The following is a 17,439-nucleotide window of genomic DNA, read 5'->3' on the forward strand; positions in this document are numbered from 1 at the left end:
CTGTAGTTATTTCAACCATTCGGACAAATGCTCACTTACAAAAGCATCGTCATTCAAATGAGGATAAGCTTTATATATCCGGGTTATTTCATCGTATTGTCCGGGAGACAACACTTCCTGAAGGTTCAGACACCATGTGCCTTTAAACAATCCCTGGCGTCTTAGCACTTCATGCAAACCGGGAATACATCCGGCAAAGTTATTAGCCGTATCAAAGAATGCAGCATTCGTGTCCGTTATCTGAATACCTCTGGTAAGCAGTTCATGTGGAATATCTTTGCCGGAATCGAGCAGAGCATGTATCTCATCCAGCAATTCTACAGCTTTACGGGTCCAAACACACCAATGCCCTAAAAGACCGCCTTTTATCCGCACCTTTTTCACCTCATTTCCGGAAGAGACAGCATATTCCGTCAACAAGTCCGGAACAATATTATCGTCGTTGCCGGTGTAAAGCGTTATTTCGTTTTCCTTATTGGCATCACATACGGCGCGAACAACATCAAATGTTCTGTAACGGTTAAACGGGGCCATCTTTATACCAAGCACATTCGGTATCGTTGCAAATTCTCTCCAAAATTCATAAGGTAACACCATACCACCAACCGATGCCTGAAGATAAAAACCTATCACCGGCATAACAGCCGCAACTTGCCGGCAATGAGAAAGAAGATCTTCCACCGAAGACTCCTTCAATGCTGCCAGGCTCAATAAACAGGCATGATATCCGGCAGATACAGCAAAGCCAGCCTCACGCACGGCTTGTTCTGTTTTTCCGCAAACGCCTGCTACTTTCAGTATTTTCCGTCCCGAAGCCCACGAATCAATCTCGGCAGATACGGTAGACAAAACCTGCTCGAACATTCCGTGTTCGCGTATTTCAAATTGGGTAGAATGTACTCCCACAGCCAAACCACCCACACCTGCATCTATATAATAACGAATCAAAGCTTTTTGGTGTTTTTCATCAAACTTCCGTTTCTCATCCAGCGCTAACGGCACGGCCGGTATTACGCATCCTTTTCTAAACGAGCTTAGTATATCTTTATCAATGTCTTGTATCTTCATAGCTTTTAGTATTTTCCGTTATTTACTTCAAAATGTGTAGGTTTATTCAATTCACGTCCGCCTTGCATAATCCATTCGGCCTGCATACGTATAAGTTCTTTTGCCTGTATAGACGGCGTTCCGAAATAGCCAAAAGCTTTTCCGGAGTTATTCAAATAAGATGTATCGGCCGAAGGAATCTGCAAATCCAGCTTTTTCCCCATTATCAGGGCCATTTCTTCGGCAACATCTTTTACAGACAGTATCTCTGTGCCGGTAATATTCAAATAGTTTGCAGGAGAAGTACAGTGGTCTAACGCCAGAAGCGTATAATTATTAGCGTCGCCTTGCCACAAAATATTAAAGTATTCTACTCCGGAAACAACCGTCTCTTCCTGCCATATCTTCCTGCCAATGTCTGATAATACGCCATATCTAAGGTCTGTAGAATAATTCAGACGCAATAGTAATACCGGAGTATTATTCTTTTGAGAGAAATATTCAAAAACTCTTTCTCTGCCAAGGCACGACTGGGCATATTCGCCCACTGGTTCCGGATGATCCGTTTCCACAGATCCACCCGAAAGTTTAGACACTAGCGGATATACACAACCCGTTGAGAAAGCTACAATTCTGGAATTTTTATAATACTCTGCACAATAAGAGGGCATCAGCACGTTCATTGCCCAAGTCAGAGCTTCCGAGCCGTCGGTTCCGAATTTTCGTCCCGCCATAAACACTACGTTCTCTGTAAGTGGCAATCGCAGAAGTTGTTCCCTGTCGTTCAAGTCACAGGCTATTGTTTCGATTCCCCATTCTTCCAGTTTATTCCGCCCGGCCGGGTCCGAAAAACGCGATACCGCATAAATCTTTTTATTTACTCCTGCCTTCTCAACAGCCCTTTTAGCCATCAAGGATAAAGACAAACCAATTTTACCATTGGCGCCTAGTATGGACAAATCGCCAGGTAACCTTTTAAAAAACTCTACCAATCGCCCGGAAGGCTGGGCAATCAACTCATCTAACTCTAATTCATTTAATGGTGTTCTCATATATATGTAATTTATTCATTGATCAAAGACCTCCGTCCCTGATCAAGTATTAGCCATTAGTCATCTGCCCGATAGTCGGGGCATACTTCGTTTTTACTCTGCTACAAAACAATAACTATATTCACAGTGGTATCAATATTCAATTGATACGGTAAAGATAGTATTAAATTTTTTAGCGAACACTCTCATAGCCCGACTATATCTCCAATTAGTAGGAAAGAATTAAATTTGTCCTTCCGGTTCATTCATAAAGACCAAGGTTTCCTATACTCATAATGCAAGAGTTTATTAGCCTCATCACAGTTTGTAACCCGCTCATTTATAGAATCCCATATGATTCTTTGTTTTACTTCCAACGCTATATTAGCCAGTAATGCAAACGATGAAGAGCGGAAACTTTGCTCGATAGAAGAAACCGGTGTTTGCCTTGACTTTACACAATCAATAAAATTGCTTACATGTTTAAATGCAAGGTCTTCTTTCGGACTGTCATACTCCTCTGCCTCATAAGGTTTATCCCAACTTTGAAACTGGCCGGATCTGGCCGGATATAAACGGTATCCTGTGTCGCTTATATATAAACTGCCTTTTGTACCTATTATTTCTATATTTCCATATTTTAGCCCGGGAACCGTAGTTGTTTCACAAACCCTGAAGTTAAATAATTTACCGGAAGCAAATTCGTATGTTATTTCCATATTCTCAGGAATATCGCGGTCGTCTTTTATTATATGATTCGAACCGACAGCCGTAATTGCAGAAGGTGCATTCTCTCCAATCAGCCATTGTACAACATCAATATAATGAGACCCGTTGTTTGCTATCTGAGAAGAATAATCCTTCCACCACCTAAACATATAAGGTGCTATATTATACTGATATTCCCGATAAGCACGTGGTCCCAACCACATATCCCAATTAAAATCTTCCGGGGGAATTTCCGGTTTCATCCTTCCAATGCCATCCGGAGTCATATTACTATAATAATGAGACGAAATCATCGATATTTCTCCAAGTTTTCCACTTTTTATAATTTCCGGAATTTTATTATATAGTGCAGAACAACGTCTTATATATCCAACACTCACTATCCGGTTCGTTCTTTTTACAGCATCTACAATTTTACGTCCTTCATGGATAGTCATAGACACCGGCTTTTCCAGATATACATCTTTTCCCGCATTTACCGAATCTATTGCCTGCAACGCGTGCCAATGGTCGGGAGTAGCAATACATACTGCATCCACATTCTTATCATCAAGCAATCTCCGATAGTCTTCATACCGGGCAACATCAGAGCCCAATTGTTCCTTCATTTGCGGAACCGGACGGCCTTTGGGTAAAAAATAGCGAGGATCAACCTGGCTATAGTTGCGGTACAAATAAGGTTTATACAAATCGCACAATGCCGTAACCTTTACGCCGGGCACTTTTAAGAATGCCTCCAGCAATTGACTTCCCCGGTTACCAACACCAATAAAGCCCATTCGAATCCGCTCATTAGCACCGATGATACTTCCCTTTACATCAATAGTCGGAAATCCCATCCCCACTGTCAAACCAGCAGCAGCCAACGATGATTTTTTTATGAAATCACGACGTGTAGTATTAATCATAATTTTTATTTATTGGAAGTTAACTTTCAGGGAGCTGTACTATTTCTGACATAATACAGCTCCTTTCTTATCAACTGGCTTTTATCTCTTAGGTGCAATTATTCTTCGTATTCCGTAATAAAGCATGCGGAACACCAAAACAATAAAATAATAAAGGATACTAATTGCCAGGACCCAGAGTAATTGAGTACATAATTCTATCCACCTCGTATCAAATACTGCAATAGAAACAATATTCGTCACAAATGCCAGTACAAAACAGACACCAAAGATCAATAATTCAGTGCGTTGCCTTTTTGTTGTTATTGTTATATTTAAGTCTCTCATAATTATGCATCAAATGAATAAGGTATTTTGTATTCTTCAGGAAACTCTATCACCGAACGTTCTTCCATTGCCTTATTGCCCAGCAAAGCCAGAACGGACGAATAATACGCTTCCTCAACCAGATTTGGTATCGGCTCGCCGGTAATGACTGATGAACAATAAGCTGAGACAAGACCCTTTGAACCGTCATCTACTGTAGCGCCGGTAGTATTAGAGCCATCATGAGTCTGGATATGATCCATTATAGGTTCACCCTTTGTAGAGGAGGCCGTTTCCGGCACCCAACTCGGACCCGCGAACGAGATATTGTCGAACACCTTATGCTCTATCTGATTTATCAACTGCTGGATACCCGGAGCCGGTTTCGGGTTTTCCGTATACAACAAACCCTGAGCCAACTCCAATGTTCCTTCATGACCCAGAACCTGTTCATCCATACCGTAACGCTTATTCGAAATGATTGATTCGAAGGTCATACGCAAACCGTTTGGATAATGGTAGATCACGCTTACGCTATCATAAACCTCCCGGCCGTCTTTCCAATAAATGATATCGCCGAAGCCGGTGATGTAATCAGGCAACGAATGGTTGACCCAGGTTCCCATCTGCAACTGATGAGCGGCCAACTCCGTCATCAAACCGCCGGAAGATTCTTTATACAACCGCCAGTTTATCAGTTTTTCCAAGGATGGATCCGGAACAGGTCTGCGCCAATCATTATTTCTATACCAGAAGTTACGAAGACCGACGATTTGACCGATTGTTCCATTCTTTATTAATTCGATAGCCTTCAAATACTTCGGATCAAACAAACGCTGGATGCCGATATAAAGAACCTTACCCGATTCTTTATAAACATCATACATCTCCTTACACTGATCCATTGTCCGGGCCATAGACTTTTCGCAAAAAACATGTTTGCCGGCCTTCAAGCCTGCTATTGAAATAGGGGCATGCATGTTCAATGGAGTAGCTATTAAGATGCCATCCACATTCGGATCGGATATGGCCTGGTGGTAATCCTTATACAACTTTGCCTTGGGGTACTGTTTGGCTGCATTATCCAAATGAGGCTGATAAATATCACACAAAGCAACTACCTCTGCATGAGGTATCTGTAGCAGATGATTTATATGATACATACCTCTGGAGCCTGTTCCGATTACGGCGAGTCGTGCCTTTTGACCCTTCACCTGCTTCGCTCTTTCCTGAGCGAAGAGATGCAACTGAGGCAATGAAGACAACAATAGGCCGCTACCGCCGATTGTACCCATACTTTTAATAAAATCTCGTCTACCAATATTTTTTATTCCCATTTGTGTATACTTTAATATCCTATCAATTAATTTATCATCTGATTTTCACCGTAAACGGAACAGCGACCTGTTTGTATTCGGGAGAATCATAGCCATGGTTTGTCACGACAACTGTAAATTCAAAATCTCCTGATTGAGGATACTGATAAGTAGTAGTCCAGCCAATAGAAGAATTCAAAGAAGTCTTCAATCCCTGAGCTTTCAATAGTCCATAGTCCTGATAACAGTCGCTTTTAGACAGTACTACATTTCCATTTATATCGGTAGAGTCGACATCCGAACCAACTTTCTTTACTATCTGCCGGATTCCGCCGGGCCACACAGAACAAATATCCGCATCTGTTTCTACTCCGATTGTGTATGTTACCCCTTTTACAGGCTCTCCAACTTCAACAAATTCTTTATTCTCATTTACTGTATAGAATTTCAAACTGTAGACCTTTGGATTCTTAACATCATCTTCATTCAGGCAAGAAGACATAAGCACAGTCGTCAAAAACACAAACACTAAAAAATATGCAGTCCTTTTCATCTTTAGTATATTTATTGATTTAACATATTAGTAACCTTTATTTTGAACCAATGTCTGGTCTATCTCTATCTGAGCTGTCGGTATAGGAAGGAGCAACTGATATTCCTGTATAGGTTCCAAAGTAGGTTTATCGTCCAAATCGCAAACTGTCATCAGGTCTTTTGATATTATCTCAATGGCTTTACCCGTACGAACCAAATCAAAATAACGATGTCCTTCAAAAGTCAGTTCCATTCTCCTCTCATGCAATATCCAATAGATATCCAGAGGATGATCGTTTGGCAACGACTCCATTTCCGAACGATTCCTAACCATGTTGATATACTTTATAGCTTCCACTTTATTGCCGGATTTCATCAGGCATTCTGCATACATAAGCAAAGCATCTGCATAACGGTATACCATAAAATTATTGTCCGTACCTGTATTTTTCACAGCAGCCCTCATACTACCTTCAGGAGCAAACTTTACAGGGAAAGCCTGGATGTAAGGGGATGCATTAGGTACATAGCCGGAATCCAAAGTAGATTTATAACGTACGTCTTCATTATACTTTACAAACTCACGCATCAAGTTATGCTCCGCCTGGTATGCGCTATTATAAGTAGTACCATAACGTATGGCTATGTCATTAATCATAATCTGGAAATAATAACAGGCTTGTCCTCCGGATACATTGAAATTGACCTCAAAGATAGATTCCTTATTAAATTTGTTCTCGGGCTGGAATACGTCATGCATAGTTGGCATTAACCCATATTCTCCACCTTCTTTATTAATGATTAATCTTTGCAGCACCTTTTCTGCTTCCGCATAATTATTCATAGTCATGTAAACTTTACCCAACATCATTAAAGCACTGCCTTTTGTAGCTCTGGCTTCAGAACCGATAAGTTCTTTAGCCCCTTTCGGATAACAGTTAGCTATTGCATTTTCCAAATCAGGAATAACCACTTTCGTGTAAATCTCATTTACAGGTGTACGGCCTATTCCAAAAGCATCAGTCGGGTTAGCAAACAATTCCGTAACCATAGGTACATCTCCATAGATACGAACTAAATTAAAATAAGCCAAAGCTCTCAAAAAGTGGCACTCTCCCTCTATTGCCTGTGCTTCACGACGATCGGTTTCTGTCGCTCCATTATATGTAGCAAGTATATTCAAAAGGGCATTACAATTATATATCATTTTGTAATTATGTGTCCAGATGTTTGTTTGAGAATTAGCATTTGTTTTCCGGAAAACATGGAAAACATCCGTATTACGAGGGTCTTTAGCATCGTCGGACATCAGCTCAAGCACCTTCGTCATTTCGACTGGGCTATAAATATTCTGAAGCAACTTATAGCATCCTGACAATCCAGTCATTAGCTCCTTCGTATCATTATAATATGCATCGGGCGACAAGGTGTCTTCCGGTAATTGATTAAGGAAATCTTCACATCCTGTCAATGTATAAGCTAATAATAGTATATATAGAATCTTCTTCATAACATTAAGTTTTTATTCGTTAGATACCCAGATTTATACCAAAAGAGATCGTTCTTGCCAATGGATAAGATGCTGTTTGATCTATGCCCTGAGATAAAGCCGAATCTCCTTGATAATTTGTTTCAGGATTATAGCCGGGGAACTTAGTAATCATAAACGCATTATTGATATTAAGGTAAACACGTATTGAACCGACATCAAATTTCCGTGTCAATTTACCGGGTATGGTATATCCCAGCGTTATGTCATCCATCTTTACATAGGAAGCGCTATAAGTCAAACCTCCATCCAATACCGAACCGTCATAGTTCTTACGGGAAGGTGCCGGATATTTTGCATCTGTATTATCCGGTCTCCAATAATTATCAAAATAATCCTGGGTAATATTCTTCATACCCGAAGCGCGGAAAGCCATATCCTGGAATCCGAACATAGATATTTCGCCACCTACAACACCTGATAGCTGGAATGAAAGGTCAAAGCCTTTATAGGCAAAGTTATTTGTCATACTCCAGATAAAATCAGGAATTGCATTTCCCAGAATCGTTTTATCGGAAGCATCCAGGATACCATCACCATTAACATCCGCTGCTTTCGGAGTTCCCGGATTCGAACGTTCTCTCCACACTGTTCTGTTTGCATTGAATATCGGAGAAGACTTTACGTCTGCCCAATCTTTATACGGGCCCAGGCTAACCATACCATAAATGCCCGCCAGAGGTTTACCTTCTGTAGTATAACAGTTATAACTGATTAACGGGCGCTTGTCATTACCAATATCCGTTACCCTATTACGGTAATAAGATAATGTAACAGAAGTATTCCAGTTAAATTCACCAATAAAGTTTTGTGTATTCAAGGCATACTCAAAACCACGGTTTCTCATCGAACCGATATTTTGCATTACATTAGCAAAACCTGTTATAGATGGCAATGGCAGATTAAATAGCATATCAGACGTTTTACGGTCAAAATAATCGACAGACAAACCAATACGGTTGTGCAAAAATGAAACATCCGTACCAACACTTATATCGGAAGTCGTCTCCCATCCCAACAATCTGTTAGCAATACGATTATCCGAATATGCTGCCGTAACATCCGAACCACTACCAAATACATAGGAACTGGAACCTAATGTTGCCAAATGAAGATAATTCGTAATTCCTGAATTACCGATACGTCCCCAACCGCCACGTAGTTTCCAATCATTTATATATGGCCTGAACATATCGAAGAACTTTTCGTCAGAAACGCGCCAAGCCAAAGAAAAAGAGGGGAATATAGCCCAACGGTTATCGACTCCAAATTTAGAAGACCCGTCTCGTCTGACAGATGCTGTCAAATAGTATTTGCTGTTGTAATTATACATCACACGGGCAAATGTTCCGATCATACTCTCTGCCGAGCGGTTCGTACGCGCATCCGTCAGCTGATTTGCGACTGTCGTTGCCTGATTCAATGTTGTAATCAAATCCTGAGGAAAATCATATTTCTTTATATAGGCACTTCTATTATTTACCTTTTCAAATGAAATACCAACCATTGCAGTCAGTGAATGTTCTTTTATCCTCTTATTATAAGTCAATACTGACTGTACATCCCAATAAATCCGGTTTGCATTTTGATAAGTTCCTGTCGAACGTGAAGTTGGCAATGCTGTAGTAGGTATATAGCTAGGCATATAGTAATTATTTTCCCACATACGGTATTCATTATGGAAGTCTGTTTTCCATGTCAAATCTTTATAGAACTTAACCTCGGCATATAATGCACTTACCACTTTAGCAGTCCGTCTTTTATCGGTAATTTTTACTGTCTGAAGAGGATTCACAAACGGTGCAAAGTTCCAGTCCCACGGATTATCCAGTTCAGTTCCATAATAAATAGGATTGCCGTCGGCATCTGTCGGAGTTAAAATAGGAGGCAATGATAATGCATTGAAGAATGGATTGTTGCTAGCACTTCCCGAAACATTCGTATTAGATAACACACTTGTATTTTCGAGAGAAGGAGCAATATTTAAACCTACTTTAAGCCAATTGTTTACCTTACCCTCTACATTAGCACGTAAAGAATAACGTTCATAATCCGTATTCTTCACAATACCTTGATTGTTGTAGTAACCGCCGGAAATCATATAATTCATATTATCCGTTCCTCCGTTCATCGATAATTGAACATCAACGACACTACCATCTCCCAGCAATACATCTTGCCAATCCGTATCATACGGAGAGTTATAACATGTATCCATCACCGTTATCCAGCGTTCCTGCTTTGCTCCTGGAACCATTGAAGCCGAATGTTGGGAATATTTCCGCCAGTTTTCTATTCTTGTATTAAAATCATCATAATATGACCATTGAGGCAGGTTGGGATTATCCGTTCCAAAATTCGGGTCTTCCACAAGATAAGCATTCGCCCTCGATTCATTCATGAACGTCAAAAAGTCTTCCCGTCCTAATACTTTCATTTTACGCATTGCATTCTGTACGCCACCGCTCACATTCACATTAATTTTCGGTTTTCCCTGTTTACCTTTCTTTGTAGTAATCAAAACGACACCATTAGCAGCACGTGTACCATAAATTGCACTTGAAGAAGCATCTTTTAGTACCTCTATGGACTCGATATCCGCAGGATTAATCGAGTTCAATGGTGATTCAGCTGAATTAAATCCATCCTGCATAGGGAAACCATCTATCACATAGAGCGGAGAATTACTGGCATTTACAGAACCTGTACCACGTATCACTATATTTTGTCCTCCTCCAGGAGCCGAATTTGTATTTGAGACGCGTACACCAGCCATTTTTCCGGCAATACCCTGGGCAAAGTTTGCAATCGGTTTATCCTGAAGTGCCTCCGAGCCCACAGATGAAATTGCGGAAGACACATCTCTTTTCTTCTGTACGCCATATCCGATAACGACTACTTCATCCAAATTTTCAACATTTTCTGCCAATGTTACATTTATTACAGATTGGTTACCCGTATGCTTCTCTATGGGAACATAACCAACTGAAGAAAATTGAAGGATTGCATTATCACCCGTGATTGTAATCGAATAATTTCCATCTATATCCGTAACAGTACCGTTGCTTGTACCTTTTTCAATTACGTTCGCCCCGATAACAGCCAAACCTAAAGGATCTAATATCCGGCCTGTAATCTTCTTGGATTGTTGTTGAATAGCAGCTACAACTTCCGAAGGAGCCAAAATAATCTGCCGGTCAATAATTTGGTAACTAACATTTGTATTTCCAAACAGGACAGAAAGAACATCTTTAATACTTGCATCTTTCTCTTTTACAGATATTTTACGCGACACATCAACTAGTTTGCCATTGTACATAAAATAATATTCACTTTTTTGTTCAATCGCGTTAAGACATTCTTCCACTGACACATTATTCAAATCCAAGGAAATTCTGGCGGACTGAGAATATGTGCTTTCTCCCCAAACAGGAAGCAAAAAAACAAATAGAAAGAACAGTGTAAGCTTCATAATAGTCAACAATTTTCGGTCAAGAGAAAAAAAACATCTTTTTCCTCGTGGTTTTCCATGTTTGTTCATATTTTTGTACTGAATTAAAGTTTTAAACTACATTCTTCTTTTTGCTTCTTGCCGGTTGCGTTTAGAAGAATGTTATTCCTAAAATACTTTGGTTTTGGGTAAAGGTATCTAATACTTTTACCCACTTTTTTTACTGTTTTCTTTTACTCCATATACATATTCTTTTTTGTGGTTTTACATTACTTACGCTTAGATATCACAAAGGTTTTCTGATTTATATTTCCGGTCTTTTCATCTATACTACGTGGTAACTCCTTATACATAATAGGAGAAGTAGCTTTTATAAGAAATAAAATGTCATTAATGGTTTCATCTTCAAACGTGGCTCTCAAGGTATATTTCTTAATTTCCGGATCACTGATTATTATTCTCACATTGTATATCCGGCTCAAACGCTCCATAACCTCATCCAAGGGGTCATTACGGAATACTATTTTAGCATCTTTCCATGCATAACGTTTATAAACATCCTCCGTTATAACCACCGATGCATCCTGTATGGAATTATATTTAAGTGTTTGGTTTGGTTTCAATTGGGCTAAATTGCTATCATCCGGCCGTTTCACAGTCACAACCCCTTCGCCCAATGATACGATCATATTCTCCGGATTATAGGCTTGTACCGAAAATTTCGTTCCTGTTGCAACTATTTTTTGAGAATTACAGGTTACAATAAAAGGAGAATTTTTATCTGCATGAACTTCAAAATAACCTTCACCTTTTAACTCCACTTCACGCCGAGAATCTTTAAATTTAAGCGGATATATCAACGAACTCTTCGAATTCAGCCATATTTTCGAACCGTCAGGCAATATTACGGCAGAGCGTGTAAATGAATCAGCAAAAACTTCATTATACACAACCTGTTCATTCTCCTCTTTGTCTGTCGCATTATACATATATCCAAGAGTTAACAACAAAGGAATAAACAATATAGCCGCCACCGTACGAAATATATGAACCACTACATTTATTTTACTTCTCCGTTTGCGAATTGTTTGCAACACACGTCGTTTTGCTTTTTCCACATCTATTTCATCTCTGGGAAACGCAGGATTCGCATTTCCCCATATTAACCGTAGTTCATTATAATAGTATCTGTTTTCTTCGGACATACTAAACCATTCATCGATGAACAGTTTTTCATCAGAAGTAAGTTCTTCATTTGCAAAAAGCCTACTTAAAAGCAATTCTATATCTTTATTTTGTTCCATCAGATTCTGTTTTACATATATAATACGTTTGGGCACATTTTTATCGCAGTAAAAATGTACACTTTTTTCAAAAAATATATATGATTACGAAAAACAGGTTATATGAGACCCAAAAGCAGGCAAAATATAAAATATTCTTTCAGATACATCCGGATCAATTTAAGTGCCCTGGAGATACGAAATTCAATAGTACGCAAGGGAAGTCCTAATTCATCAGATATTTCCTGATACTTCTTTCCATCGAAACGATTCATTTTAAAAGGGATTAACAAATCTGCCGGCAATTTAGCAAATGCCTCTTTTAACCGATATTGTAAATCGGATAAAAAAACGGAAGACTCCACATCATACGGATTCTCTGCATCCTCTTTAATGATATATTCCACATAATTCTGTTTTATCTGATCATGCCGGAGAGCATCCATGCATTTATTATGAATTATGGTCAGTAAATATGATCTTAAGGAGCGATCGCGTTTTAACCGTTTTCTTGATTCCCATAATTCAACAAAAACTTCTTGTACAATTTCTTCAGAATCTTCTCTTTTTCCCAAAAATGAACCGGCAAATACTACAAAATCGGCATAATATTCTGAAAATAATGAAGAAAAGGCTTTTTCATCATTATCGGCAATTCGATCCAGCAAGAACGCATCAATGTCATTATGCTTGATTTTACTCATAAAAAATTTCAACGTGGTTTTACTGCCCCAAAATAAAACCTTTTTTTATATAAACCATAAAAAAACAATAAAAGTTTCAACTTGAATTGTTCATCAGGGATAAAAATCAACCTTTTCTCTTTTCCGGTTCATCGTTATGGTTTTAAAATATCATACTTATGATTCAAAAAAATCATAAGGACAAATAATTATCCGGGCAAAATAAATATCCGGCTATAATCTATAGTAAATCTTTGTTTTATTCGTTCGGCTTGTTCGGTATCCGCAGCCATTAAAACGGTAGAAAGGACTTCAGCATCCACGGCATCGGATGCAATAATTGTGACCAACTTATGTTCGGTGATATATTCATGCGTCATAGGGTTTACAATATGTTGCGGATGACTCGGCATATTTCCCGAAGTAGACATAGCACTGTCTTTTAGCTGCACTTCACCTAATATTTCACCCGGACAATACGGATTATCAATTCCCACAGACCAACAGTCTCCGTACGGATGGCTTCCTATGCCAAGAACAGAACTGTTACCAAAATTAATCAGCGCTTGCGTTATGCCTTCTTGTTGCAATATTTCACGCATTTTATTCAGTGCATACCCTTTGGCATACCCACCCAAATCCAAATAAATATCCGGTATATCAAATAAAACTGTTTGAGTTGCTTGCTCCAGCACAACACGCGAATAATCTTTCAAGCTAATATCAAAATAGCCCTCGGTCAAAGTGTAGTATTGCTTACAATGAAGCAGAATATGCCATAATTCATCATTAACTTTGGCTGGATTATGTGAGGCGGTTTGGTTCAAGACGTAAATTTCACTCTCCGGATCGAAACGGTTGAGCATCTTGTCAAGCCTTATTACCTCTTCTTGCATTCGATTCCAGGCAGCTTCCAACCTGTATTTCTCCTGCCCTAAAAGAATAACATCCAATCTCGTCCCCATAATAATGGACATATTTCCATGAAACATGTGTGACGATTCATAGTAGTTGGTGCTTATGTTTATCATATACGTGGTTTTACTCAAAAAAAAATGCTTTCCCTAAACCTTTATGTTAAGGAAAGCATTCATATATTATATAAATTACAATGACTGTAAATCAGCGTCCATTGCTGCAGCGGCTCTTCGTCCGTCACCCATAGCCAATATTACGGTAGCACCGCCTCTTACAATATCTCCACCTGCATAGACATCGCCTAAAGCAGATTTCATGGATTCTTCATTCACCACAATAGTTCCCTTACGGCTAACCTCTAAACCTTCAAAGGCACGAGGAACAAGTGGATTAGGTGAAACACCAACGCTTACAATTACTTCATCCACATCAATAGTCTCTATAGCCCCTTCTACAGGAACCGGACTACGGCGTCCGGAAGCATCCGGTTCGCCAAGTTGCATCCTCTGTAATTTCATCTGCTTAACGCATCCTTTATCATCTCCGATATATTCAACCGGATTATGCAAAGTCATAAACTCTACACCTTCTTCCTTGGCATGCTTTACTTCTTCCAAACGTGCCGGCATCTCATCTTCACTTCGACGATATACAATTATAGCGCGTTCGGCACCCAAGCGGCGGGCTGTACGGACAGAGTCCATTGCAGTATTACCTCCACCTATAACAGCAACCTTCTTCCCTTGCAACACAGGCGTATCACTTTCCGGGTTAGCTGCATCCATAAGGTTTACGCGAGTAAGATATTCATTTGAAGACATAACACCAACTAAATTCTCGCCCGGAATATTCATAAAATTAGGAAGTCCTGCTCCACTGGCAACAAAAACGCCTTTGAAACCTTCGGCATGCAGATCTTCATAACTGATTGTTTTGCCAACAATACAATTAGAGAAAAAATGAACCCCCATCTTACGAAGGCCGTCAATCTCGACATCTACAATTTTATTTGGCAACCGAAATTCAGGAATACCATATTTCAATACGCCTCCTATTTCATGCAATGCTTCAAACACGGTGACATCATATCCCCTCTTTGCCATATCTCCGGCAAAAGAAAGACCGGCAGGGCCAGAACCGATAACAGCAATCTTAATATCCTTCTTCTCCGCAATCTCCGGAACCGATATATTACCGCTCTCACGTTCATAATCTGCCGCAAAACGTTCCAAATAACCAATAGCAACAGCTTCTTTGCCCATCTTTAAATGAATACATTTGCTTTCACATTGTTTTTCCTGTGGACAAACACGTCCGCAAACTGCAGGAAGGGCACTTGTCTCTTTCAAAACTTTAGCAGCCTCAAGAAATTCGCCACGTTCTACATTTTTTATAAATGTCGGGATATTAATGCTCACTGGGCAACCCTGCATACATGTAGGATTTGGGCAGTCTAAACAACGCTGAGCCTCCTGCATTGCCTGTTCTTTTGTCAAACCCAGGTTAACTTCTTCCAACCGGGTATGGCTGCGGTATTCAGGATCCAGCTCATTCATTTTTACGCGGGGAATATCCGCACGCTCTTTATTTTTTTTGCTTTTACGCAATGCTTCTCTCCAAGGCTCAGCACGACGGGCTGCAATCATTTCTTCTGTTGTCATGATTCTATATAAAACCGTTTTGTTACTTCTTTTCAATATTTCTATAAGCACCCAGACGCATTATCATCTCATCAAAATCGACCTGATGAGCATCAAATTCAGGACCGTCTACGCATACAAACTTAGTTTTTCCTCCAACTGTAATACGGCAAGCTCCACACATTCCTGTGCCATCTACCATGATTGTATTTAAAGAGGCTACTGTAGGTATTTCATATTTCTTTGTAAGAGCAGAAACAAATTTCATCATAACAGCCGGACCTATCGTCACACACATATCCACTTTCTCACGGTTGATGACACTTTCAACACCGTTTGTAACCAAGCCCTTAGCACCATAAGACCCGTCATCTGTCATAATAATAACTTCATCAGCATTTGCACGCATCTGTTCTTCTAAAATAACCAAGTCTTTCGTACGGGCTGCCAATACAACAATCACACGATTTCCGGCTTTATGGAAAGCCTCTACAATAGGAAGCAATGGAGCAACACCCACACCGCCACCGGCACAAACTACTGTCCCTACTTTCTCAACATGTGTAGCTTGTCCAAGCGGACCCACAAGATCTGTAATATAATCGCCTACATTCAGGTCACATATCTTTCGGGAAGAACCACCCACCGTCTGAATCACCAGAGTTATCGTACCTTTTTCTGTGTCTGCACCCGCTATAGTTAAAGGAATACGCTCGCCTTTTTCGCCAACTTTTACAATCACGAAGTGGCCTGCTTTACGTGAGCGGGCAATCAGAGGAGCTTCCACTTCCAACTTTACTACATTTGCAGAGAAATGTTCTTTACTTACAATTTTATTCATTATAATCGTTACAGTTGATAGTTTGTCATCTTGTTTAGGTTGCAAAAATACATCAAAAAAGTTAATCTGTAACTATTTTGTTAAACAAAAAGGCATTATTCAAACAATCCCTCATCTCTCATTAGCATTAAAATAGCGGAATGAGGTACAATAAGAAATTTCTCTTCATTGAAATTGATTTCATAAGCGGCATTTTGCAAATAAACAGCCAGATCTCCTTCATGTGCCTGTAAAGGCAAATAATGGACTTCTTCATCTTTTTTCTTTTGCCAAACTTCAGGTTCCTCTGTTTGAGAAGGAAGAGGATAACCAGGCCCGGTTTTGATGATATATCCAACCTGTATTTTTTCGCCTTCTTGTACTGATGGAGGCAAATATAATCCTGTTTTGGTCTGACTTTGCGGATTCTTAGGCTTAATCAGCACCTTATCTCCTATCATTAAGAATTTGTCAATGTCTTTCTGATCTATGGATAATTGCATAACGTATAAAATTTATATAATGTACAAAGATATAAAAAAAGAGACGCAGCAACACTACGTCTCTTTCATTCTATATATCAAAATGATTATAAAGCACGTCCTTTATATACATTTGATTGTTCGGTAGGATACAAATTACCGGTAAATGATATTCTATTACTATTAAAGTTCGGACTTACCGTTGCGGTACATTTATTCGAACCTTTTATCATGCGGAAAGTAACGTTAGCAGAAACGGCAACCCCCTGTACCATCATGCTAAAAGTAACATTACCTTTTTTGTCTGTTTTCATTTCTATGTTAGATGCATTTCCATCTACCGTAATACCACCTATCCCATTCGGTCCGGAAAATGCACCGTTAAATGCCAATTGTATTGTTGCTTTATTACCTTTCAAAGAAACAAAATTAGTTGAAGGGGTAACATAAGCAAAGCTGCCGCGTTTAAATTCTACTCTTTCAGCTTCCAATACAAAATTCTTATCGTTTAGTGCTTGAATGGCTTGCTCAAACAAGGCATTATTTTCTGCTTCCTCTGCAGCTTTTTTTGCTTCCTTTTCAGCTTTTTTTGCAGCTCTTTCTGCAGCTTTATCCTGTTGTGCCATCATTGAACCTGCCCCGAATATCAAGACTGCAAGTAATAACAATACTTTTTTCATACGTCTCATTATTTTATTGTTTATATTTAGTGAACTACCACTCAACTAATATACATGTAAAG

General features: G+C 39.4%; 14 protein-coding genes. All 14 read right to left on the reverse strand.

All coding sequences use genetic code 11. The annotated features are described in order from the left end of the window. Positions 1-6: 6 nt before the first annotated feature. The 14 genes from ACYIB7_RS13100 to ACYIB7_RS13165 all read right to left on the reverse strand — a co-directional run bounded on the left by ACYIB7_RS13100 (position 7) and on the right by ACYIB7_RS13165 (position 17,377). Positions 7-1,068 carry a dihydrodipicolinate synthase family protein gene (locus ACYIB7_RS13100; RefSeq protein WP_103982535.1) on the reverse strand — a complete coding sequence of 354 codons (1,062 nt, stop codon included), beginning with the start codon at positions 1,066-1,068 and terminating at the stop codon, positions 7-9. A gap of 5 nt (positions 1,069-1,073) precedes the next feature. Continuing rightward, a complete protein-coding gene (locus ACYIB7_RS13105; RefSeq protein ID WP_103982534.1) occupies positions 1,074-2,099 on the reverse strand; it encodes an NAD-dependent epimerase/dehydratase family protein in 1,026 nt (341 codons plus the stop codon). Between the two features lie 245 nt (positions 2,100-2,344). Next, on the reverse strand, positions 2,345-3,715 hold the full coding sequence (locus ACYIB7_RS13110) for a Gfo/Idh/MocA family oxidoreductase (RefSeq protein ID WP_103982533.1): 1,371 nt from the start codon (positions 3,713-3,715) through the stop codon (positions 2,345-2,347). 329 nt (positions 3,716-4,044) lie between these two features. Beyond that, positions 4,045-5,358 carry a Gfo/Idh/MocA family protein gene (locus ACYIB7_RS13115; RefSeq protein WP_480337365.1) on the reverse strand — a complete coding sequence of 438 codons (1,314 nt, stop codon included), beginning with the start codon at positions 5,356-5,358 and terminating at the stop codon, positions 4,045-4,047. A gap of 34 nt (positions 5,359-5,392) precedes the next feature. Beyond that, entirely contained in the window at positions 5,393-5,890 is a 498-nt protein-coding gene (locus tag ACYIB7_RS13120; RefSeq protein WP_103982657.1) for a hypothetical protein, read from the reverse strand. Between the two features lie 27 nt (positions 5,891-5,917). Then, on the reverse strand, positions 5,918-7,381 hold the full coding sequence (locus ACYIB7_RS13125) for a RagB/SusD family nutrient uptake outer membrane protein (RefSeq protein ID WP_099464341.1): 1,464 nt from the start codon (positions 7,379-7,381) through the stop codon (positions 5,918-5,920). A 19-nt stretch (positions 7,382-7,400) separates the two neighbouring features. After that, complete coding sequence (locus ACYIB7_RS13130) at positions 7,401-10,892, reverse strand: TonB-dependent receptor (protein WP_160034630.1); 3,492 nt, start codon at positions 10,890-10,892, stop codon at positions 7,401-7,403. A 248-nt stretch (positions 10,893-11,140) separates the two neighbouring features. Next, entirely contained in the window at positions 11,141-12,175 is a 1,035-nt protein-coding gene (locus ACYIB7_RS13135; protein ID WP_103982659.1) for a FecR family protein, read from the reverse strand. 98 nt (positions 12,176-12,273) lie between these two features. Beyond that, positions 12,274-12,858, reverse strand: coding sequence for an RNA polymerase sigma-70 factor (locus tag ACYIB7_RS13140; protein ID WP_103982660.1), 585 nt, complete (start codon positions 12,856-12,858; stop codon positions 12,274-12,276). Between the two features lie 188 nt (positions 12,859-13,046). After that, positions 13,047-13,868 carry an FAD:protein FMN transferase gene (locus ACYIB7_RS13145; RefSeq protein WP_103982661.1) on the reverse strand — a complete coding sequence of 274 codons (822 nt, stop codon included), beginning with the start codon at positions 13,866-13,868 and terminating at the stop codon, positions 13,047-13,049. Positions 13,869-13,943: 75 nt separating this feature from the next. Beyond that, a complete protein-coding gene (gene gltA / locus ACYIB7_RS13150) occupies positions 13,944-15,416 on the reverse strand; it encodes an NADPH-dependent glutamate synthase (protein WP_099464346.1) in 1,473 nt (490 codons plus the stop codon). Between the two features lie 22 nt (positions 15,417-15,438). Beyond that, positions 15,439-16,236 (reverse strand): sulfide/dihydroorotate dehydrogenase-like FAD/NAD-binding protein, encoded by a 798-nt coding sequence (locus tag ACYIB7_RS13155; protein ID WP_103982662.1) that lies wholly within the window; start codon positions 16,234-16,236, stop codon positions 15,439-15,441. Between the two features lie 95 nt (positions 16,237-16,331). Further along, positions 16,332-16,718 (reverse strand): co-chaperone GroES, encoded by a 387-nt coding sequence (locus tag ACYIB7_RS13160; RefSeq protein WP_103982663.1) that lies wholly within the window; start codon positions 16,716-16,718, stop codon positions 16,332-16,334. Between the two features lie 86 nt (positions 16,719-16,804). Further along, entirely contained in the window at positions 16,805-17,377 is a 573-nt protein-coding gene (locus ACYIB7_RS13165) for a DUF4251 domain-containing protein (RefSeq protein ID WP_103982781.1), read from the reverse strand. Positions 17,378-17,439: the final 62 nt, after the last annotated feature.

This window comes from Parabacteroides sp. KHUB-03, from assembly GCF_056640975.1.